The following is a 17,636-nucleotide window of genomic DNA, read 5'->3' as shown; positions in this document are numbered from 1 at the left end:
CAAGTTTACGGACCACTCGATTCGCTCCGAATTGTCGGTAGTTGTACGATAATAGCCGGGCGAGAAATTACAGAGAGGGGCGTTCGTCATCACCGAACACGCCGGATATAGATATCTCGTTTGTATTTTAATAATATTTTTCGTGTTTTCTTTTAATAATTGTCGGTGGTATCCCCAGACCCGTGACAGAGATAGTGCTGTAACGCCCCCGTGAAAGTAGAACGGGCAGTAGAGTTGTGAATGAACTCCAGAACAAGGGACGAGAAATGGGAGATCGGCGCACTGGAGGGCCGTCCGAGCTGTCTCTAGGGAAGGAGGCAGCTGACGAACCGTGCGACGGCGTCCGGCTGCAAGGCGAGCTCCAAACCGGAAACCGATAGAGGGCGCCGGGGTAAAGTGGACTGTTCGTCGACAACGAACACATTCGGTCCAGAGATAAAAGGTAGACAGTCAGGGTCGGTACGCTTCCGCCCGAGCAGCTAATTGCCACGCGAACCGTCCGCAATCAACACGCCGGCCGAGGGCATGGACCAATACGTTCGTCATCACCGAATATTGGCTCTCAAAAACCAGAAACCGATAGATACCCATTTTGCGGTCGCTTCTCGGAACGGCTACCGAACGCGACCCGGACCGAAATGGAAGTTTCGTCCGCCGCGTGGGCTGAAGCGCGGTCTACGCCGCGCGTCGGTCCGACCGGTCGCCGAACGGTGAGTCAGTTCGACCGGCACGGATAACGGCGGAGGAACGGCGTCGAGCAGCGGGTCGACTGGTGCGGAGAACAGCGGGAAGATAGAGAAATCCGGGGTGCGCGGGTCGCGAGAGCGGCCGCGTCAGTACTGCCCGATGGTCACCGGCGGCCCCTCGTGGGGGCCGTACGGCGCGTCGTCGAGCCACTCGCCGGCCGGCTCGTAGTACTCGGCGAGCTCGGCGGCCAGCCGCTTCTTGGTCTTGGTGACGATGCTGTCGCCCTGGAGGTACTCGAGGGCCTGCCCGGCGGCGGCCCGGTTGTACTCGGCGGCCTTCTGGCGCCGGATGCCGTACTCGGCGATCTCGCCGGTCGCAGTCTCCGCGACGCCGGCATTGAGCGCGACGCTGATGGCCGAGGCGGCATCGTCGGCGTCCGCGACGCCCGAGTTCATCCCGCGGGCGCCGAACGGGGCGAACAGGTGGCCGGACTCGCCCGCGAGCAGCACCCGGTTGTGCTCGTCGACCATCCGGTCTGCGGTGACCTGCTTGAACTTGTACTCCGAGACCCAGGTGACCCGGTCGCGGTAGCGCTCGCCCAGGATGGTCGCCACCATCTCGCCGATGTTGCGGTCCTCGGCCATCCGCTCGGGGTCGTCGGACTCGCGGCACTGGATGTCGACGCGCCACCCGCCCTGGAACGGGACGAACAGCACGTTGCGCCCGCCGAGTTCGGGGTGGTCGTAGTGGAAGACCCGCTCCTGCCGCCGGGGGTCGTCCGGGTCCTCGTCGACGTCGGCGATGATGAAGGAGTTGGGCGATTCCGTGCCGTCGAACTCGGCGCCGATCTCCTTGCGGACCGTCGAGCCCGCGCCGTCGGCGCCGACGACGTACTCGGCGTTCCAGACGTCGCCGCCTTCAGTCTCGACCGTGACGCCGTCGTCGTCGGCGTCGACCGTCTCGACCGGCGAGTCCCAGTGGAGGTCGATGCCGTCGGACTCCGCGATGGCGTCGAGCATGTACTCCTCGGTCCAGACCTGCGGGAGGCTCGTGAAGTGGGGTAGGCCACCGTCACCGCCGCGGTCGGGGTAGGTCCGCTCGAACACCTCCTCGCCGCGGAACAGCGTGCGCCGGGTCGACCACGTGATGCCGTTGTCGACCAGCCGCTGACCGAGCCCGGGAGAGGACTGCTCCAGCGTCCGGAGCGTGTCCTTGTGGACGTAGATGGCCCGGCTCCCCGGCCGGTCCCGGTCCTCGGGGTCGGCCTCGAGGATCGTCGACTCGATTCCGCGGGCGTCCAGCGCCAGCGCCGCGGTCATCCCGACCGGCCCGGCCCCGGCCACCACGACTGGCGCGTCGGCTTGCTGCTCGGAGTCGCTCATCGTATTACAACGTAATGTTCTTCCGGGTATAGATATTTTTTCATTCGACTATTTCTGTCGAGGCCGACCAACAGCCGATAATCCGGAGGCGGGACGAACATGTTCGCGATTCGAATTAGGAGTCCGAAGGCCGACCTGTCAGTATGGACGTCTCAGACGCAGACAGTTCCGAGATCCGGGGTGAACCGATGGACGAGGCGACCGTCGACGCGTTCCTGCGCGACCAGGGCGTCGGCGTCCTGTCGCTGGCCGACGGGGGCGACGCCTACGGCTGTCCGGTGTCGTTCGGCTACGACGGCGACCGGCTCTACTTCGTCCTCCTGCGGTTCGGCGAGGACAGCGAGAAGCTCGACTTCGCCGCGGCGACCGAGACTGCGACGTTCGCGGCGTACGACTTCGAGGACGAGCACCGCTGGCGGAGCGTCCTCGTGCGCGGGCCGATCGAGCCGGTCCCCGACGAGCGCGTCGAGGCGGTCGACGAGGCGCTGTTCGACAACGCGCAGTTCGCCAGCCTCTACCCGCAGGGCGAACCGATGACCGAGCGGACGCGGTACCAGTTGCTACCCGAGGAGGTGACCGGCCAGCAGGGGCAGGGTCGGACCCTCTGAGCCGACACCGTCGCTCCGGGTCGACGCCGCCAGGGCTGCGGCCAAACATTTGAATACCGCGTCGCCGAACCCCGAGTCATGAGTTCAGAGATAGCGAGCGAACCGACTGCTACCGAGCGCGGCCGAGTCTGCCGGCACGGCGGCAGCGCGGCGACGACGACCGCGACCGATCCGCGGGGCGACCGATGACCGGCCTCGACGGGAAGGTGTGCATCGTCGGCGGGGGCGGCAACGGTCTCGGCGCGGCGACCGCCCGGGAACTGGCCGACCACGGCGCCAGCGTGGTCGTCAACGACCTCGGGACGTCGGTCCGTGGCAAGGGGAGCGACCCCGCGGTGGCCGAGGCGGTCGCCGAGGACATCCGCGACGAGGGCGGCGAGGCGACCGCTCACGCCGGCGACCTGACCGACTTCGAGTACGCCCGCGAACTGATCGCGGACGCGGTCGCGGAGTACGGGCGCGTCGGCTTCGTCGCGAACTTCGCGGGCATCCTCCGGGACGACTTCGCCACGAACCTGAGCGAGGAGGACTGGCGCGCGGTCATCGAGACGAACCTCACCGGCCAGTTCACCCTGCTGCAGGCGGCCTGCAGACACTGGCGCGAGGCGGCCGGCGAGGACGGGTTCGACGGCGAGCGATCGTACCTCGCGGTGTCGGCCCGCTCGGCCCGTGGCAACGCCGGGCAGGTCAACTACGCCGCCGCGAAGGCCGGAATCCTCGGGATGGTCCGAACGGTCTCGTCGGAGGTGCACCGCTCGGGCGTCCGGGTCAACGCGCTCGTTCCGAGCGGCTACACGCGGATGACCGAGACCGTACCCGAGGAGCACCGACCCTACACCCGCGAGGAGATGCCGCCAGAGCGGGTCGCCCCGCTGGCGGCGTACCTCGCGAGCGACGAGGCGTCCGACGTGACCGGCTGTACGCTCTACGCGGGCGGCGACCGCGTAGGTGTCTTCTCGGAACCGTCGCTCGACCGGGTCGGCGTCCGCCCCGGCGGCTGGACGCTCGACGAACTGGCCGAGCACTTCCGGGAGGACGTCGCCGGCGACGTCGACCTCACGAGGACGGACAGTTTCTTCTGATCGTCCGCAATCCGTGAGAAGCGAGTAGAACAGCGCGGTTCAGTCGTCTATCGTCGCCTCGAGGTCGGCCTCGACCTCGCGGATGCGCTCGCGGACGTGCCGGGCCGACTCGGCCTGGCGCTCGTTCTCGTCGCCGAGCTCGTCGATCCGCTCGACCACCTCCCGGAGGCTGTCGAGGACCTCGTCGAGCATCGTCGTGACCTCCTCCGTCGCGGAGGCCTGCTCGTCGGTCGCCTCGGCGATCTCGCGGGTGCCGACGGAGGCGTCCTCGGCGGCGTCGTGGATGTCGGCCTGGCGCTCGCGGACCGTCTCGATGTGGTCGGCGGTCTCCGAAATACCGCCGGTGGTGCGCTCGACCGCGTCGGTGGTCCGCGCGACGGTGTCGGTGACCTCCTCGATGGTCTGCTCGATGGCGTCGACCTCGTCCTGGGACTGGTCGGCGAGCGCCTTGATCTCGTCGGCGACCACCGCGAAGCCGCCGTTTTCGGCCCCGCTGCGCGCGGCCTCGATGTTGGCGTTGAGCGCCAGCAGGTTGATCTGGGAGACGATGTCGCTGATGACGTCGATGACCGACTCGATCTCCTCGACCTGCTCGTCGAGCTCCTCGCTCGTCCGGTCGAGGTCGCCGGCCGCGTCCTCGACGTCGCCGAGCACCCCGACGGCCTCGTCGGTCGCGTCGAGCGACTCGGCGGCGTTGTCGGCGACCGCGGTCGCCCGCGCGTCGACCTCGTCGGCCTGCGCGGCGATCTCCTCGACGGTCGCGCTCAGCGATTCGACCTCGCCGTGGATGGTCGCCAGCGCGTCGACCTGCTCGCTGGCGGTCTCGCCGATGAACTGGCTCTCGTCGGCGACCGACTGCGAGGAGTCGAGCAGTTCCTCGACGGTGGCGTCGACCTCCTCGCTGACCTGCTCCTGGGCCTCCCTGACCGCGCGGCGCTGCTCGACGAGCTCGGTCACGCGCGAGACGAACTCGAAGGAGCCGACAACCTCGCCGTCCGGGCCGTACATCGGCTGGGCCGCCGCCCGGACGTGCCAGCGCTCGCCGTCGTCGTCGACCCCCGACCGGACCTCGTCCTCCTTGACCGTCTCCTCGGTCCGGACGACCTCCTCGGCCAGCGTCTCGGTGACCGCCTCGGTCCCGACGACGTCGTGGGCGGCCTGCCCGACCGCCTCGTCGGCCGGCGTGCCGAGCATCTCGGCCTGCTCGGTGTTCCAGTGGGTGACCCGACCGTCGTCGTTGACGACCAGGACGGGCTCGGGGAACCGCTCGGCGAGGTCGTCGAAGAGGTGGCGCCAGAAGTCCCGTTCGTGCCTGAGCCGTTCGATCTCGTCGGCGTCGTCCGGCGGGTCGTACAGCCCGGCGCGTTCGCCGCCGGGTTCGGCGGTCGGAGGTTGTGATGTCATTGACAGACGCGTTTCCCCCCAACGGTATTAATAGTTCGGCTCGTTCTCGGAAATGAAATTCGCGCTCGTGCGAATCAAAGCGAGACGCGGCAATCCTTGCCCGACGGCGCCGGTCGCGGAAGGCGATGTTTTATGGGTACGCTGGTCGCAGGAACGACCATGCGATTCGTCCGCTACAACGAGGACCGACTGGGACTCCTGACCGACGACGGCAGCGGCGTCGTCGACCTGACCGACCGACTCGGCATCGACGCCCGCGACCCGCTGCGCGAGTACATCCGGGGCGACTACGACGCGAGCGAGTACGAAGACGCCGACCCCGACCACGACCGCGCGGACGTCGAACTCGGCGCGCCGGTCCGCCGGCCGGGGAAGGTCATCGCCGCGCCGCTCAACTACGAGAACCACATCGAGGAGGCGCTCTCGGACCGCGACATCACCACCGACGAGTGGTTCACCATCGAGGACAAGGGCTACTTCCTCAAGGCGCCCTCGAGCGTCGTCGGCCCGGACCACGGCGTCGAGCTCCCGTTCTCGGACCGCCGGACCGACCACGAGATCGAGCTCGCGTTCGTGATGGACGACGACGTCAAGGACGTCTCCGCCGACGAGGCGTGGGACCACATCTTCGGCTACACCATCCTGCTCGACATCTCGGTCCGCGGCGACCAGGACCGCTCGAACCGGAAGTCCTACGACACGTTCACGGTGGTCGGCCCGTGCGTGGTCACGCCCGACGAGGTCGGCGAGCCCCAGGACCTCGAGATGGAGCTCCAGCTCAACGGCGAGACCCGCCAGCAGGAGAACACCGGCGACATGGTGTACACCTGCGCGGACGTCGTCCAGTACGCCTCCATCGGCGCCACCATCGAGGCCGGCGACGTCATCACCACGGGCACGCCCGAGGGCGTCAGCGAGCTCTCGGACGGCGACAGCATCGACGCCGAGATCGAGAACGTCGGCTCGATGACCGTCGACGTGACCGAGCGGGACGTCCGCTTCGACGACGTCGACGTCCAGAAGGGCGGCCAGGAGTAATCGGCCGCGCGCCGCTTACTCCCCCGATTCTTCGCCGGTGACGACCCTGGCGTCGTCGTACTGCGACCGGAAGGCGAACCAGAGGCCGTGACGGCCCGCCACGCGTTCGAGCCGGTCGTCGCCGTCGTCGCCGACCAGCGCATCGCGGGTCACGGTCCACCGCCGACCCTCGGCGTCGACGAGGTCGCCGCCGTCCTCTGCCGCCGTCTCTACGGGCGCGGGCGGCGCCTCGTAGACGGCCACGTCGTCGGTCTCGTCGGCCAGCGCGACGACTGCGCGGCCGTCGAGGTCGGCGACGACGGGAGCCTTCTCGCGGACCGTCTCGACCGGGAAGACGTAGACCGCGTCCGGGTCCGCGCCGGTGACGCCGTACACAGACTCCTTCTCGGGCAGGTCGCCGTCCGCGACCTCCACGCCGGGCTGGACGGCGCTCTCGTCCTCCCAGTAGTGGCGGAAGAATCCGATGTTGCCGTCGTAGAACCGGTAGTCGTAGTCGTACCCGGTGTCGACGTCGAGCGCGAGCGTTTCGGGGTGCGAGTCCTTCCACTCGGCCCAGTCGGTCTGGGTGACCGGCAGGACGTCGAGGCGGAGGTCGTCCTCTTCGGCGAACTCGCCGGCGATGGGGACGCCGCGGTGCTGGCTCCAGAGACTCTCGGTCTCCTCGTCGAACATCACCTTGTTGCCCGCCAGCAGCATGCCCGTGCTCCCGAACGTCAGGTCGCGGTCGCCGACCCGACAGTCGTAGAGGATGGGCGCGTTGCAGAGCGTGCAGAAGGTGAGGCTGAGCTGCACCCCGTCGAGTTCGACGTTCAGCATCTCGTGGGGGAACAGCACCCAGCGCGGGACGGCGTAGGCCTGTCCGTCGAACTCGAACCCGAAGACGCGGTCGTCGGCTTCGAGGTAGCGCTCGGACTCCCCGCCCGACCCGGCCGCGTCGACGGCGTCGCCGGGGACGAAGTCGGGGCCGTTGAGCGCCGCCAGGAACGACGAGTCGCAGTTGCCCCACCGGACGTCCTGGAGGTCGAACTCGCGGGGTTCGACGTCGAGCAGTCGACCCACGGGCGGCAGGAACGACCGGTAGAGCTGGAGCTTCCAGTCGTCGAAGCCGGCGAGCGGTTCGCTATCCTGCTGCGAGTACCAGGTCTCCCACTCGACCCACGCGTACCGCGAGTCGAAGTTCGGCTCCGCGATCGCCGCCAGCGCCGCCTCGACGCCGGGCCACGACGCCTCGGGGAGTTCGAGGTACCGGGGCGGCGCGCGGTCCCGGAGCACTTCGGGGAACCCGAACTCCGACCAGTCGTTGGCGATGGAGTCGATCATCTCGACCTCGACCAGGTGGGGAATCACGCGCTCGTCGCCGACCTCGGCGAGGCGCTCGAGGGCCCGGGCGTGGGCGTCGGCGTCCCGGGTCAGCAGGCGGTCGACCAGATCGCGGAGCTCGCGCTCCGTCGCGGCGTCGTCGGTGTCACCCGATGGCATGGACGACTGTTTCGCGAGCGGCGTTAAACAAGTAGCGACGTGGCGCGGGACCCGAGAGGCGATCGAGCGCGGGTCCGGTCCGTCCGGGCGCCCATTCGGGGTCGGCTCTCCCCGGCCCGACGCCGAATCAGGGGTAGGCTTTTGTCGGAGTGGTCTGTACTCCGCGATAACCGATGACACTACTCGAAGTCGACGGAATCGACGTGGCGTACGGGAACGTGCAGGTCATCTGGGACGCCAGCCTCTCGGTCACAGAGGGCGAGACGGTCGCGCTGCTCGGCGCGAACGGCGCGGGCAAGACCACCATCCTGAAGACGATCTGCGGCCCGCTGACGCCGACAAGCGGCAGCATCCGATTCGAGGGCGAGGAGATCGGAGAACTCGACCAGGACGAGGTCGTCCCGAAGGGCATCGTCCACGTCCCCGAGGGCCGGGAGATATTCGGCGAGAGCACGGTCAAGGAGAACCTGCGGCTGGGCGCGTACGCCAACCGGACCGGGATGAGCGAGCGGATGGACCGGATCTTCGACATCTTCCCCCGACTCGAGGAGCGGACCGGCCAGCAGGCCGGCACCCTGTCGGGCGGGGAACAGCAGATGCTCGCCATCGGGCGCGGGCTGATGAGCGACCCCGACCTGCTGCTGCTCGACGAGGCCAGCCTCGGGCTCGCGCCGGTGCTGGTCGAGGACGTGTTCGACGCCATCCAGCGCATCAACGAGGAGGGGACCACCGTGCTGCTGGTCGAGCAGGACGTCAACCACGCGCTCCGGATCGCCGACAGGGGGTACGTCCTCGAGTCGGGCCGCATCTCGCTGTCGGGCACCGCCGAGGAACTGGCCGACGACGAGCGCGTGGCGGCCTCGTACCTGGGCGGCTGAGGAGTCGGGGAGGAAGACCTTCGTCAATCGAGCCCGGGAACGGAAGACTGTCGCGGATTGGGCGCTCGGAGAAGAGAGCGGAACGGCGCTACTCGTTGTGCTCGGGCGTCGAGCCGTCGAGGCTCGCCGCCTCGGGGTCGGTCGCGGCCGGCGGCTCCTCCTCGTCGCCGTACCGCTCGGTGAAGTACCCATAGACGCCCTGCGGGGCGAACAGCATGAACAGGATGATGAGCGCGCCCTCGATGGTCGTCGCGAACTCGCCCGCGAACGACCGGAGCAGCGTGTCGAGCCCCACGAACAGGCCGGCGCCGAACAGCGGCCCGAGCACCGTCCCCATCCCGCCGAGGATGACGACGACCAGCGTGTCGACCATCCAGACGACGTTGAGCGTCGCGTCGGGGTTGACGTACAGCGTGAACTGGGAGTAGAGCGAGCCCGCGAGGCCGGCCATCCCCGACGAGATCACGAAGGCGTACAGCTTGTACTTCAGGGGGTTGACGCCGAGGCTGCTGGCGGCCTCCTCGTCGTCGTGGATGGCCCGCATCCCGAGTCCGGACCGGCTGTCGACGATGCGGTAGACGACCGCCACCATCCCGAGCGTCGCGGCCAGCGTCAGGAGGAACATGCCGGCGTCCCCGAGGTACTCGTTGACGTAGTAGCCGGTCGAGCCGCCGGTCAGTTGGCGCTGGTCGAGCATCACCAGCTGGATGATGGAGGCCAGCGCCAGCGTGCCGATGGCGAAGTAGTGGCCCGTCAGCCGGAACATTATCGGCCCGGTGACGGCGGCGAGCAGCGCGGCTACCGCAGTCCCGACGACCAGCGCGAACAGCACCGTGACTATCGCGGGGGCACCCGGCAGCGAGAGCGCCTCGGGGAGGTTCGCCCGGGCCGGCGTCGTCACCCACGCCGCGACGAACGCGCCGACGCCGAAGAAGGCGGCGTGACCGAGCGACACCTGCCCCGCGTAGCCCGCGAGCAGGTTCCACGAGACGCCCAGCATCACGAACACCAGCCCGGTGAAGAAGATCTCGGTGACGTAGGCGGTGGTGATGAACGGGACGGCCAGCAGGTACAGCACGACGACGGCCGCCACCGCCATCCGGCGCCGGGAGGTGAAGATGTCCTCGACCTCCGACATCACTCGCCACCTCCGGAGTTGCCGAACAGGCCCTGGGGCCGAATCAGCAGCACGCCCAGGAAGATGCTGAAGCTGATGATGTCGCGGAAGCCGCCGCCCAGCCAGAGCACGCCGACGTTCTCGGAGACCCCGAGGATGAGCCCGCCGACGAGCGTGCCCGCGACGCTCCCGACGCCGCCCAGTACGACGACCGCGAACGCCTTCAGCAGGTACGACCAGCCGACGAACGGCGTGATGGGGAACAGCATCGAGAGCAGCGCGCCGGCCGCGCCGGCCAGCGCCGTCCCGATGCCCAGCGTGAGCACGTAGATGTTGTCGGTGTCGATGCCCATGTACTGGGCCGCCGAGGTGCTCTGGGCGGTCGCCCGGATGGCCAGCCCGGTCGTGGTGTACTTCAGGAACGCCCAGGTCCCGAGGATGAGCACGAGCGCGACGACGAACGTGACCATCCGCGGGAACGACAGCGTCGCCGATCCGATCGCGATGGCGTCGCCGGGGATGCCGATGTCGGCCGCCTGGGCGTCGCTACCGAGCACGATGCGGCCGAGGCTCTGTAACACGAGCGCGAGCCCGAACAGCACGATGATCGGCTGTTCGATGCCCTCGCCGACGACGTTCTTGAGGACGAACCGCTGGAGCAGCATGCCGAAGCCGAACAGCACGACCGCGGCCAGCACCATCCCGACCAGCGGCGTGATGCCGGTGGCCGTGAACAGCAGGATGGAGACGTAGGCGCCGACCATGAGCATGTGCCCGTGGGCGAGGTTGACGATGTCCATGATGCCGAACACGAGCGAGAGACCGAGCGCCGCGACGGCGTAGATTCCGCCGAGCAGGAGCCCGTTTAACAGCGACTCGAACACGAGGTCAGTTGCTACCATGTGTGAAACGGATATACGAGTGTAGTGGGGAGCCGCGACAAGTAATTACCGCTCGCCCCACGCCGGGATGGGGTACTTGAAGTCGATCGCGGCCTCGCCGTCGACGTCCGGGAAGACGGTGTGCTGGTTGCCGTTCCACCACTGGCCGGTCGGCGCGGTCAGCTCGCCCTCGGCGGGCAGTCCGTTGTTCTCGAAGCTGAAGCTCCCGATGACGGTCTCGAACGACTCGGAGCGGAGCGCGCTCTGGAGGTCGCTCGGGTCGGTCGAGTCGGCGGCCTGGACGGTCTGGCTCGCCACCTGCGCGACGTTGTAGGCGCCGCCGACAGCGGTGTTGATGAGCTGACCCTCGTCAAGGCCGTACTCCTCCTCGTAGGCCGACCGCATCTGGTCGTTGCCGCCGCCGGTGAGCCCGGGCACCCACCCGGGACACATGCAGGCGTAGGCGCCCTTCTCGCCGAGCGCGGACCACCAGGCGCTGGGGTCGGCCCCGCGGACGTACTTCAGCACCTTCGGGGTCCAGTTGTTGGACTGCATCTGGTTGACCGACGTGATGCCGCCCGGGGGCGAGGGGTTCGACAGCAGGATCTCCACGTCGGCGCTGTCGGACTGGGAGATGAGCGTCGAGAAGTCCTCGGAGCCGATCTGGAACGTCTCGCGCAGCACGATGTCGTAGCCGGCGCCGCTCAGCGTCTCCTCCCAGGCGTCGGCCTGCTCGCTGCCCCAGCCGGTGTTGGGCTCCCAGATGCCGACGTTCGTCGGGCGCTCGCCCTCCGGGATCAGCTCGAGCAGCCCCTTCGTCGAGCGGGCGACGTCGCGGGACTTCGGGAACGGCGAGTAAGTCCACTCGTAGCCCTCGTTGCGGTGGGGCTGTTCGTAGGCGAAGAACGCCCCGAGGAACGGCAGGTCGTTGTTCTCGGCGAACGCGCTCCCGGCGGTCACCAGCAGACTGGAGAAGCTCCCCCAGATCATGTCGACGTCGTTGTTGCTGACCATCTGCTGGAGGTTCTGCCGGACGACGTCCGCGCTGCTCTCGTCGTCCTGGATGAGGAGCTCGACCTCCTGGTCGAGCTGTTCGTTCATCTTGCTGACACCGAGCTCGTAGCCGCGCTTGACGTCCGTCCCGAGCGACGAGAACCGCCCCGACTCGGGGACGGTTGCTGCGACGGTGATCGTCGAATCCCCGCCGCCCCCGCCGCCCATGCCGAGCCGGGTGCATCCCGCGAGCCCCGTCGTTCCGACCGCCCCGAGCGCGCCGACTGTCTTGAGATACGTGCGTCTATTGTGGGAACTGTTACTGTCCACCATGTTCTACACGTTTACAGTTGCACGTCCATGATAAATGATGCGGTAGTTGTAATTTTTGTTACATTAAATCCGACGCACGACGGCCCGTCGCGTCGGGGAATCATCGAACGCCCTACCCGGACGGGTCGCCCGCGAAACCAGTATCGATGTCGAAGACGGAGCGGTCGAGGCGATCCGCAATTCTATCGGCGCGCTCCCCCGGCGATTACGACGACGGCTCGGCCTCGGCGTAGAAGTTGAACGCCTCGAACACCGGCCGGTCAGTCATGCCGAGCAGGATGGCCTCGTCGTCGGGCTCGTGGTGGTGGGTCGCGTCCGGCGGCACCACGAAGATGTCCCACTGGCTCCACTCCAGGGCCTCGTCGTCGACGTGGGTCGCGCCCTCGCCCTCGATGACGAAGTACACCTCCACCGCGTTGTGGAAGTGCGGGTCGGTCGCCTCCTGGAGGAGCTGGGCCCGGAACGACATCGTGGGGAACAGCGGCGGCTTCCCGGCCGCCGGGTTGACGTACGAGAGGCTGTAGCCGTCGTGGGGGTCGGGGTTGTCGTTGTCGGCGCGCTGGCGGAGCGTCTCCAGGGTGTCCTCCCACCGGAACCGGTACGGCGGCGTCGCCTCCCGGATGCCCTCGAACGGGCCCGGGATGCCGTCCTGCTTCGCATCGTCGGCGTCGCGCGCGCGGCCGTACTGGGAGTCCCAGTAGCCCTGGGTCTTCGTGACGGGCTGGCGCTCGAGTTCGTGGTTCTCGAAGGTATTGCGGGCGTTCAGCGAGTCGAGCACGAGCGGGAGGTCCAGCACGTCGAGCCAGGCGGCGGTCTCGTCGGAGTCGTTGACGTGGTCGTGCCACTCCCACTGGGGCGTGGTGACGAGGTCGTTGTCCTTCATCGGGAACTCCTCGCCCGCGACGACGGTCTTCATGTCCTCGTGGCCGTCGATGGTGAACCGCAGGGCGTTGGCGCCGTGGCGGTGCGAGGGCGCGGTCTCGCCCGGCGAGACCGTCTGGACGCCGACGTAGATGGTGTTCGAGACGGCGTTGCCCAGCGCGGTGTTGATTGGGACCGCGACCCGGCGCTGGAACCCCGGCGGCAGGTCGGCGATGGGGACGTCGTCCTCGATGCCGTCGATGGCGGCCTGGATGTCCTCCCACTTCCAGATGTCCGCCTCGAGGTCGTCGTAGACGTGGCCCATGTCGTCCTCGACCTCCCAGAGCGGCCGGAGGCTGTTCCGCTCGAGGAGCCCCCGCGTGTCGTCGCTCAGTTCGAGGAGGTCCTCGGGGTCCTGTGACTCCTGGTCGTCTGGCTCTTGCTGCGCCATAGGTAGCTAGTGGCACAGATTCGGCATAAGTGTACTGGACGGCCGAACCCGGCCGTCGACGCTCGGGCGCCGCGCAACTTCTCAGTCGACGGTCACATCGCGGGGAGCGCTACGCCTGAGCGTCGAAAATCTCGGCGGAGGTGAAGACCGCCCGGCAGTCCTCGCAGACCATCTGTCGCTGGATGGCGTACTCCCAGAGCTTCCCGCCGCAGTCCAGGCAGTCGAAGTGCGCCTCGACGAACGGACTCTCCTCGGCGTAGGGGTTCTCGAACTCGGCCATGTCAGTACATGGCGATGGAATCCCCAAAAGCGTATCGACCCCCGCGGCGGGCGTCCGAGGTCGAGAATCGGCGTTCACCGCCCGGAATCGGGCGTCACTCCTCGACGTACGGCTCCATCGCCGCCCGGAGGTCGTCGGGGAGTTCGATGGCGCCCTCTCCGCCCGTGCGGGCGCAGACCCGCTGCTCGTACCCCGAGAACGCGACCTCGCCGTCGCAGCGGGCCTCGTAGTCGAACCGGACGCTCCGGCCGCCCGGATCCGGCGTCAGCCCGACCGTCACCTCGTCGCCGGCCTCGACCGGGTTCTCGAACTCGAAGTCCATCTTCACGAGCGGGAGCCCGTACCCGTGCTCCTGGGAGATCTCCCAGAACGGGAAGCCGATCTCCTCCATGAACATGTCGGAGGTCTCGTGGACGGCGTCGACGATGCGCGGGTAGTGGGCGATGCCGAACGGGTCGGTGTCCGAGAACCGGACGGTCCAAACGCGCTCGTACATCACTCGCCCTCCAGGACGACCAGCGCGTCCAGCGCGACGGCGCCGTCGCCGGTCGCCAGCACGGGGTTGACGTCGACCTCCGCGATGGCTTCGTGCTCGACCACGAGGTCGCCGACCGCTACGACGACGTCCGCCAGCGCGTCGACGTCGGCGGGCTCGCGGCCACGGAACCCCTCAAGGAGGCGGGCCGCGGTCAGTTCCTCGACGGCCTCGCGCGCCTCGGCCCGGTCGACGGGCGCGATGCGGTGGCTGGTGTCCTCGTACACCTCGGTGAACACGCCGCCGAGGCCGGTGAGGACGACCGGACCGAACGAGGGGTCCCGAAGGCCGCCGACGATGACCTCCGTCCCCGCCTCAACGTCGCGGGCCTCCTCGACGAGCACGTCGGCGTCAATCTCCCGTTCGTCGGCCGCCGCGAAGATGCGGTCGGCGGCCTCCCGGACCGCCTCCCGGGAGTCGAGGCCGACCGCCACGCCCGCGCCGTCGGCCCACTCGCTCTTGTGGGTGACCGCGGGCGACGAGACCTTGACCACGACCGGGAGGCCGAGGTCCGCGGCCGCGTCGGCCGCCTCGTCGGCGTCCGTCGCAACTCGGAACGCCGGGGTCTCGACGCCCGCGCCGGCGAGCAGCGACTTCGCCTCGGCCTCGGTCAGCGTCGTCCGGCCGTCCGCGCGGGCGGCCGCGATGGGGTCGTCGGCATCAGACATCGGGGCTCACCTCCCGGTCCCCGTCGGCGAGGTCGGCGTATCTGGCCAGCAGCGCGGTGGCGTCGGCGCCGCGCTCGGGCGAGGTGAACGTCGGCACGCCGGCCGCCCGGAGGTCGGCGAGGTCGTCGGCCATCGACTCGGCCGGCCCCTCGGTGGCGAACAGCACCGGCTTGTCCACCCGGTCGGCCAGTCCCGCGACCGTGTCGAGCGGGAAGCCCAGCGCCTCCTCGTACAGTTCGTACACCAGCACGATGTCGACGTTGTCGTCCTCGGCCACCGCCGCGACCACATCGCCGAACTCGGGCATCGGTCGCCCGGTGTCGACCGGGTTGTCGGCGTACGTGATGCCCGGCAGGATCTCGCCGACCCGGTCCTGGGTGGCCTCGGTCAGCTCCGGAAGTCGACCGCCCATCCGCTGGAGGCGGTCGGCGATGATGATGCCCGGGCCGGCCTGGGCGGTGACGACGCCGACGTTCGGCCCGTCGGGGGTCGGCGACGCCGCGAGCGCCTGGCCCGCGTCGAACAGCTCGGTCGTCGACTCGACGGTCGGAACGCCGTACTGGGCGAATCCCGCGGTGTAGAGCTCGTGGTCGCCGGTGAGCGCGCCGGTGTGGGACTCGGCGAACGCGCCGACGTCGGACTGGCCCACCTTGTAGGCGACCACGGGCGTGTCGGCGTCGCGGCAGACCTCCAGCAGCGCCCGGCCGTCGTCGGTCCCCTCGACGTGGAGGACGATAGCCCCGGTGTCGGGGTCGGCGTCGAAGTACGGGATGGCCTCCTCGAAGCCGACGTTCGCCCGGTTGCCCAGCCCGACCATCGTCGCGACGCCCCGGCCCTCCCGGAGCGCGTGGAACGCGAGTTGGTGGGCCACCCCGCCGCTCTGGGCGAGGATAGTCACCTCGCCCGGCTCGAACCGCTCGACGCCGCCGGCGAACGACGCCAGCAGGTTCTGCCCCGGGGCGACGAACCCGCTGGTGTTCGGGCCGAGCAGCGCGAGGTCGTGGTCGTCGGCGATGTCGACGATCTCCCGCTGGAGCTGCTCGCCCTCCTCGCCGGCCTCGGCGAAGCCGCCGGCGTAGATGACGGCGCCGCCGACGTCGGCCTCGCCGCACTCCTCGACGACGTCCGGGACGACCGGCGCGGGGACCGCCAGCAGCGCGAGGTCCACCGCCTCGTCTATCTCGGCGACCGATTCGACGAACTCCTCGCCGAAGACGGTCCCCTCCGCCGACGGGTTCACCGGGTAGACCCGGCCGTCGAACGCCACGGCGTTCGCCATCGCTTCGTAGCCGATCTTGCCTTCTGTCTTCGAGGCGCCGACGACGGCGACACTCTCGGGCCGGAAGAGTCGCTGTAGGTTCACGGCGGCTACTACAGCTATCGCCACCAAAATGGTTTGCTTTGACTCAATCGCGGTCCGAAGACGCGCCGAGTGGGTCTGTGCCGGCCCGAGCGACGGGTCGTCCCGGTTTCCGCCCCGACGCGCGACCGGAACCGCCGGTTCGAGGACCACCTTTATGCTGGCGGGCCCGAAACCAACGGGAAAATGCCGCTATTGGAAGGCGAGCGACTCACCAAGAACTTCGGCGGTATCGTCGCCGTCAGCGACGTCTCGTTCTCGGTCGACCGCGGAGAGACCGTCGGCCTCATCGGTCCCAACGGGGCCGGGAAGTCGACGCTGTTCCGGCTCATCACGGGCGTCCACGAACCCACGGAGGGCCGCGTGCTCCTCGACGGCGAGGAGATCACCGGACTCGCGCCCCACGAGATCTGCCATCGAGGGCTGGTCAAGACCCACCAGATCGTCCGGCCGTTCGAGAACCTGACGCTGCTCGAGAACGCCGCGGTCGGCGCGGAGTTCGGCGGGAATGCCGACGACCCCGAGGCCCGCGCCGCCGAGGCCCTGGAGTTCGTCGGCCTCGACCACCTCGCGGAGAGCGAGCCCGACGAACTCAGCGTCGGAGCGCTCAAGCGACTCGAGATCGCCCGCGTGCTCGCGACCGACCCCGAGGTCCTGCTGTTCGACGAGGTGGCCGGCGGGCTCGACACCGACGAGACCGAGGAGATAATCGAGCTCATCAACGACATCAGCGACCGCGGGAAGACGGTCTTCCTCATCGACCACGTGATGCGGGCGCTGATGTCGGTCAGCGACAGCGTGTTCGTCCTCGACAACGGGGAGCTCATCGCCACCGGAACCCCCGAGGAGATACAGAACGACCAGCGGGTCATCGAGGCGTACCTCGGCGAGCAGCCCGACGGCGGCGTCGCGGCCGGCGACTGACCGATTTACTCGGGCTTGCCCGCGAACTCGACGAACCGCGTCAGCGTCTCGGCGGCGTCGTCGGTGACGCTCGACCCGTGGTACACCAGCCCTACGTCGAAGTCGTACTCGACCAGTCGCCCGAGCGACTCGTCGGCCCGGTTCAGGTCCGCGCAGAAGTAGCCGGGCGGGAGCACGAAGTACCCCGCCGGGAGGCCCCGCGAGTCGGCGCCGAACACCGCGTCGCCCAGCACCGCGACGCCGGCGTCCTCGTCGACCAGCGCGTGGTGTTCCGGCGTGTGGCCGGGGACGTGGACCGCCTCGAACGGACCGACGGCGTCGCCGTCGCCGTACCTGTTGTCCGGGTCCGGCGCGTCGTCGAGCGCGAGCCCCTCGGGCACCCAGGTCTCGACGTCGTAGCGCTCGACCAACCCAGGCAGGCCCCCGACGTGGTCGCCGTCGCCGTGGGTGATTATCAGTCGTTCGGGGTCGACGCCGAGTTCGTCGAGTCGGTCGGCGAGGACGTCGACCGTGTCGGGCAGGCCGGCGTCGACAAGCGCGGGCGTCTCGCCGTCGAACAGGAACGCGCGGTAGCGACCGCCGTTGCGCTCGGCGAGCGTCAGGTCGTAGACGTCGGTGGCGATCTCGTCTATCATCACGTGGAGTTCGAACCGAGTCGCCCTTAGCGTTTTCCGC

Annotated in this window: 17 protein-coding genes; 5 read left to right on the top strand and 12 right to left on the bottom strand. The window is 68.7% G+C overall.

What is annotated here, in order from left to right; genetic code table 11:
- Positions 1–833: 833 nt before the first annotated feature.
- Positions 834–2,069: an FAD-dependent monooxygenase gene (locus DVR07_RS21025; RefSeq protein ID WP_115799287.1), complete on the bottom strand. Its 1,236-nt coding sequence runs from the start codon at positions 2,067–2,069 to the stop codon at positions 834–836.
- 143 nt (positions 2,070–2,212) lie between these two features.
- On the opposite strand from DVR07_RS21025, the gene DVR07_RS21020 reads away from it, so the two are divergent.
- Positions 2,213–2,677, top strand: coding sequence for a pyridoxamine 5'-phosphate oxidase family protein (locus tag DVR07_RS21020; protein WP_205254586.1), 465 nt, complete (start codon positions 2,213–2,215; stop codon positions 2,675–2,677).
- 185 nt (positions 2,678–2,862) lie between these two features.
- Positions 2,863–3,759: an SDR family oxidoreductase gene (locus tag DVR07_RS21015; protein WP_115799286.1), complete on the top strand. Its 897-nt coding sequence runs from the start codon at positions 2,863–2,865 to the stop codon at positions 3,757–3,759.
- A gap of 39 nt (positions 3,760–3,798) precedes the next feature.
- On the opposite strand, the gene DVR07_RS21010 is transcribed toward DVR07_RS21015, so the two are convergent.
- Positions 3,799–5,163: a methyl-accepting chemotaxis protein gene (locus tag DVR07_RS21010; RefSeq protein ID WP_115799285.1), complete on the bottom strand. Its 1,365-nt coding sequence runs from the start codon at positions 5,161–5,163 to the stop codon at positions 3,799–3,801.
- Between the two features lie 159 nt (positions 5,164–5,322).
- Here DVR07_RS21010 and DVR07_RS21005 point away from each other — a divergent pair, with 159 nt between their 5' ends.
- Positions 5,323–6,201, top strand: a complete 879-nt coding sequence (locus DVR07_RS21005) for a fumarylacetoacetate hydrolase family protein (RefSeq protein WP_115799284.1) — start codon at positions 5,323–5,325, stop codon at positions 6,199–6,201.
- A 15-nt stretch (positions 6,202–6,216) separates the two neighbouring features.
- Here DVR07_RS21005 and DVR07_RS21000 read toward each other — a convergent pair whose 3' ends face one another.
- Entirely contained in the window at positions 6,217–7,680 is a 1,464-nt protein-coding gene (locus DVR07_RS21000) for a DUF3179 domain-containing (seleno)protein (RefSeq protein WP_115799283.1), read from the bottom strand.
- A gap of 173 nt (positions 7,681–7,853) precedes the next feature.
- Here DVR07_RS21000 and DVR07_RS20995 point away from each other — a divergent pair, with 173 nt between their 5' ends.
- Positions 7,854–8,558, top strand: coding sequence for an ABC transporter ATP-binding protein (locus DVR07_RS20995; RefSeq protein WP_115799282.1), 705 nt, complete (start codon positions 7,854–7,856; stop codon positions 8,556–8,558).
- 88 nt (positions 8,559–8,646) lie between these two features.
- Here DVR07_RS20995 and DVR07_RS20990 read toward each other — a convergent pair whose 3' ends face one another.
- The 8 genes from DVR07_RS20990 to DVR07_RS20960 all read right to left on the bottom strand — a co-directional run bounded on the left by DVR07_RS20990 (position 8,647) and on the right by DVR07_RS20960 (position 16,040).
- The gene (locus tag DVR07_RS20990; protein WP_115799281.1) at positions 8,647–9,696 is read right to left on the bottom strand and encodes a branched-chain amino acid ABC transporter permease; all 1,050 of its coding nucleotides are present in this window, start codon (positions 9,694–9,696) and stop codon (positions 8,647–8,649) included.
- Positions 9,696–10,577, bottom strand: a complete 882-nt coding sequence (locus DVR07_RS20985; protein WP_115799280.1) for a branched-chain amino acid ABC transporter permease — start codon at positions 10,575–10,577, stop codon at positions 9,696–9,698. Before DVR07_RS20985 ends, DVR07_RS20990 begins: the two co-directional genes overlap by 1 nt.
- Before the next feature lie 45 nt (positions 10,578–10,622).
- Complete coding sequence (locus tag DVR07_RS20980; protein ID WP_115799279.1) at positions 10,623–11,882, bottom strand: amino acid ABC transporter substrate-binding protein; 1,260 nt, start codon at positions 11,880–11,882, stop codon at positions 10,623–10,625.
- Between the two features lie 205 nt (positions 11,883–12,087).
- Entirely contained in the window at positions 12,088–13,194 is a 1,107-nt protein-coding gene (locus tag DVR07_RS20975) for a cupin domain-containing protein (RefSeq protein ID WP_193570298.1), read from the bottom strand.
- A 109-nt stretch (positions 13,195–13,303) separates the two neighbouring features.
- A complete protein-coding gene (locus DVR07_RS22275; RefSeq protein WP_165881779.1) occupies positions 13,304–13,474 on the bottom strand; it encodes a hypothetical protein in 171 nt (56 codons plus the stop codon).
- Positions 13,475–13,568: 94 nt separating this feature from the next.
- Positions 13,569–13,970, bottom strand: coding sequence for an acyl-CoA thioesterase (locus DVR07_RS20970; RefSeq protein WP_115799278.1), 402 nt, complete (start codon positions 13,968–13,970; stop codon positions 13,569–13,571).
- Positions 13,970–14,677 carry an acetate--CoA ligase family protein gene (locus tag DVR07_RS20965; protein WP_115799277.1) on the bottom strand — a complete coding sequence of 236 codons (708 nt, stop codon included), beginning with the start codon at positions 14,675–14,677 and terminating at the stop codon, positions 13,970–13,972. The genes DVR07_RS20970 and DVR07_RS20965 overlap by 1 nt, the downstream gene beginning before the upstream one ends.
- Entirely contained in the window at positions 14,670–16,040 is a 1,371-nt protein-coding gene (locus tag DVR07_RS20960) for a CoA-binding protein (RefSeq protein WP_115799276.1), read from the bottom strand. Before DVR07_RS20960 ends, DVR07_RS20965 begins: the two co-directional genes overlap by 8 nt.
- A 183-nt stretch (positions 16,041–16,223) precedes the next feature.
- Here DVR07_RS20960 and DVR07_RS20955 point away from each other — a divergent pair, with 183 nt between their 5' ends.
- Positions 16,224–16,961 (top strand): ABC transporter ATP-binding protein, encoded by a 738-nt coding sequence (locus tag DVR07_RS20955; protein WP_115799275.1) that lies wholly within the window; start codon positions 16,224–16,226, stop codon positions 16,959–16,961.
- A 5-nt stretch (positions 16,962–16,966) separates the two neighbouring features.
- Here DVR07_RS20955 and DVR07_RS20950 read toward each other — a convergent pair whose 3' ends face one another.
- Complete coding sequence (locus DVR07_RS20950; protein ID WP_193570296.1) at positions 16,967–17,596, bottom strand: MBL fold metallo-hydrolase; 630 nt, start codon at positions 17,594–17,596, stop codon at positions 16,967–16,969.
- Positions 17,597–17,636 lie beyond the last annotated feature (40 nt).

It is taken from the genome of Halorussus rarus (assembly GCF_003369835.1).
Lineage (GTDB): Archaea > Halobacteriota > Halobacteria > Halobacteriales > Haladaptataceae > Halorussus > Halorussus rarus.
Note: the sequence above shows the minus strand (reverse complement) of the source record. Positions and strands in the feature narration are given on the sequence as shown.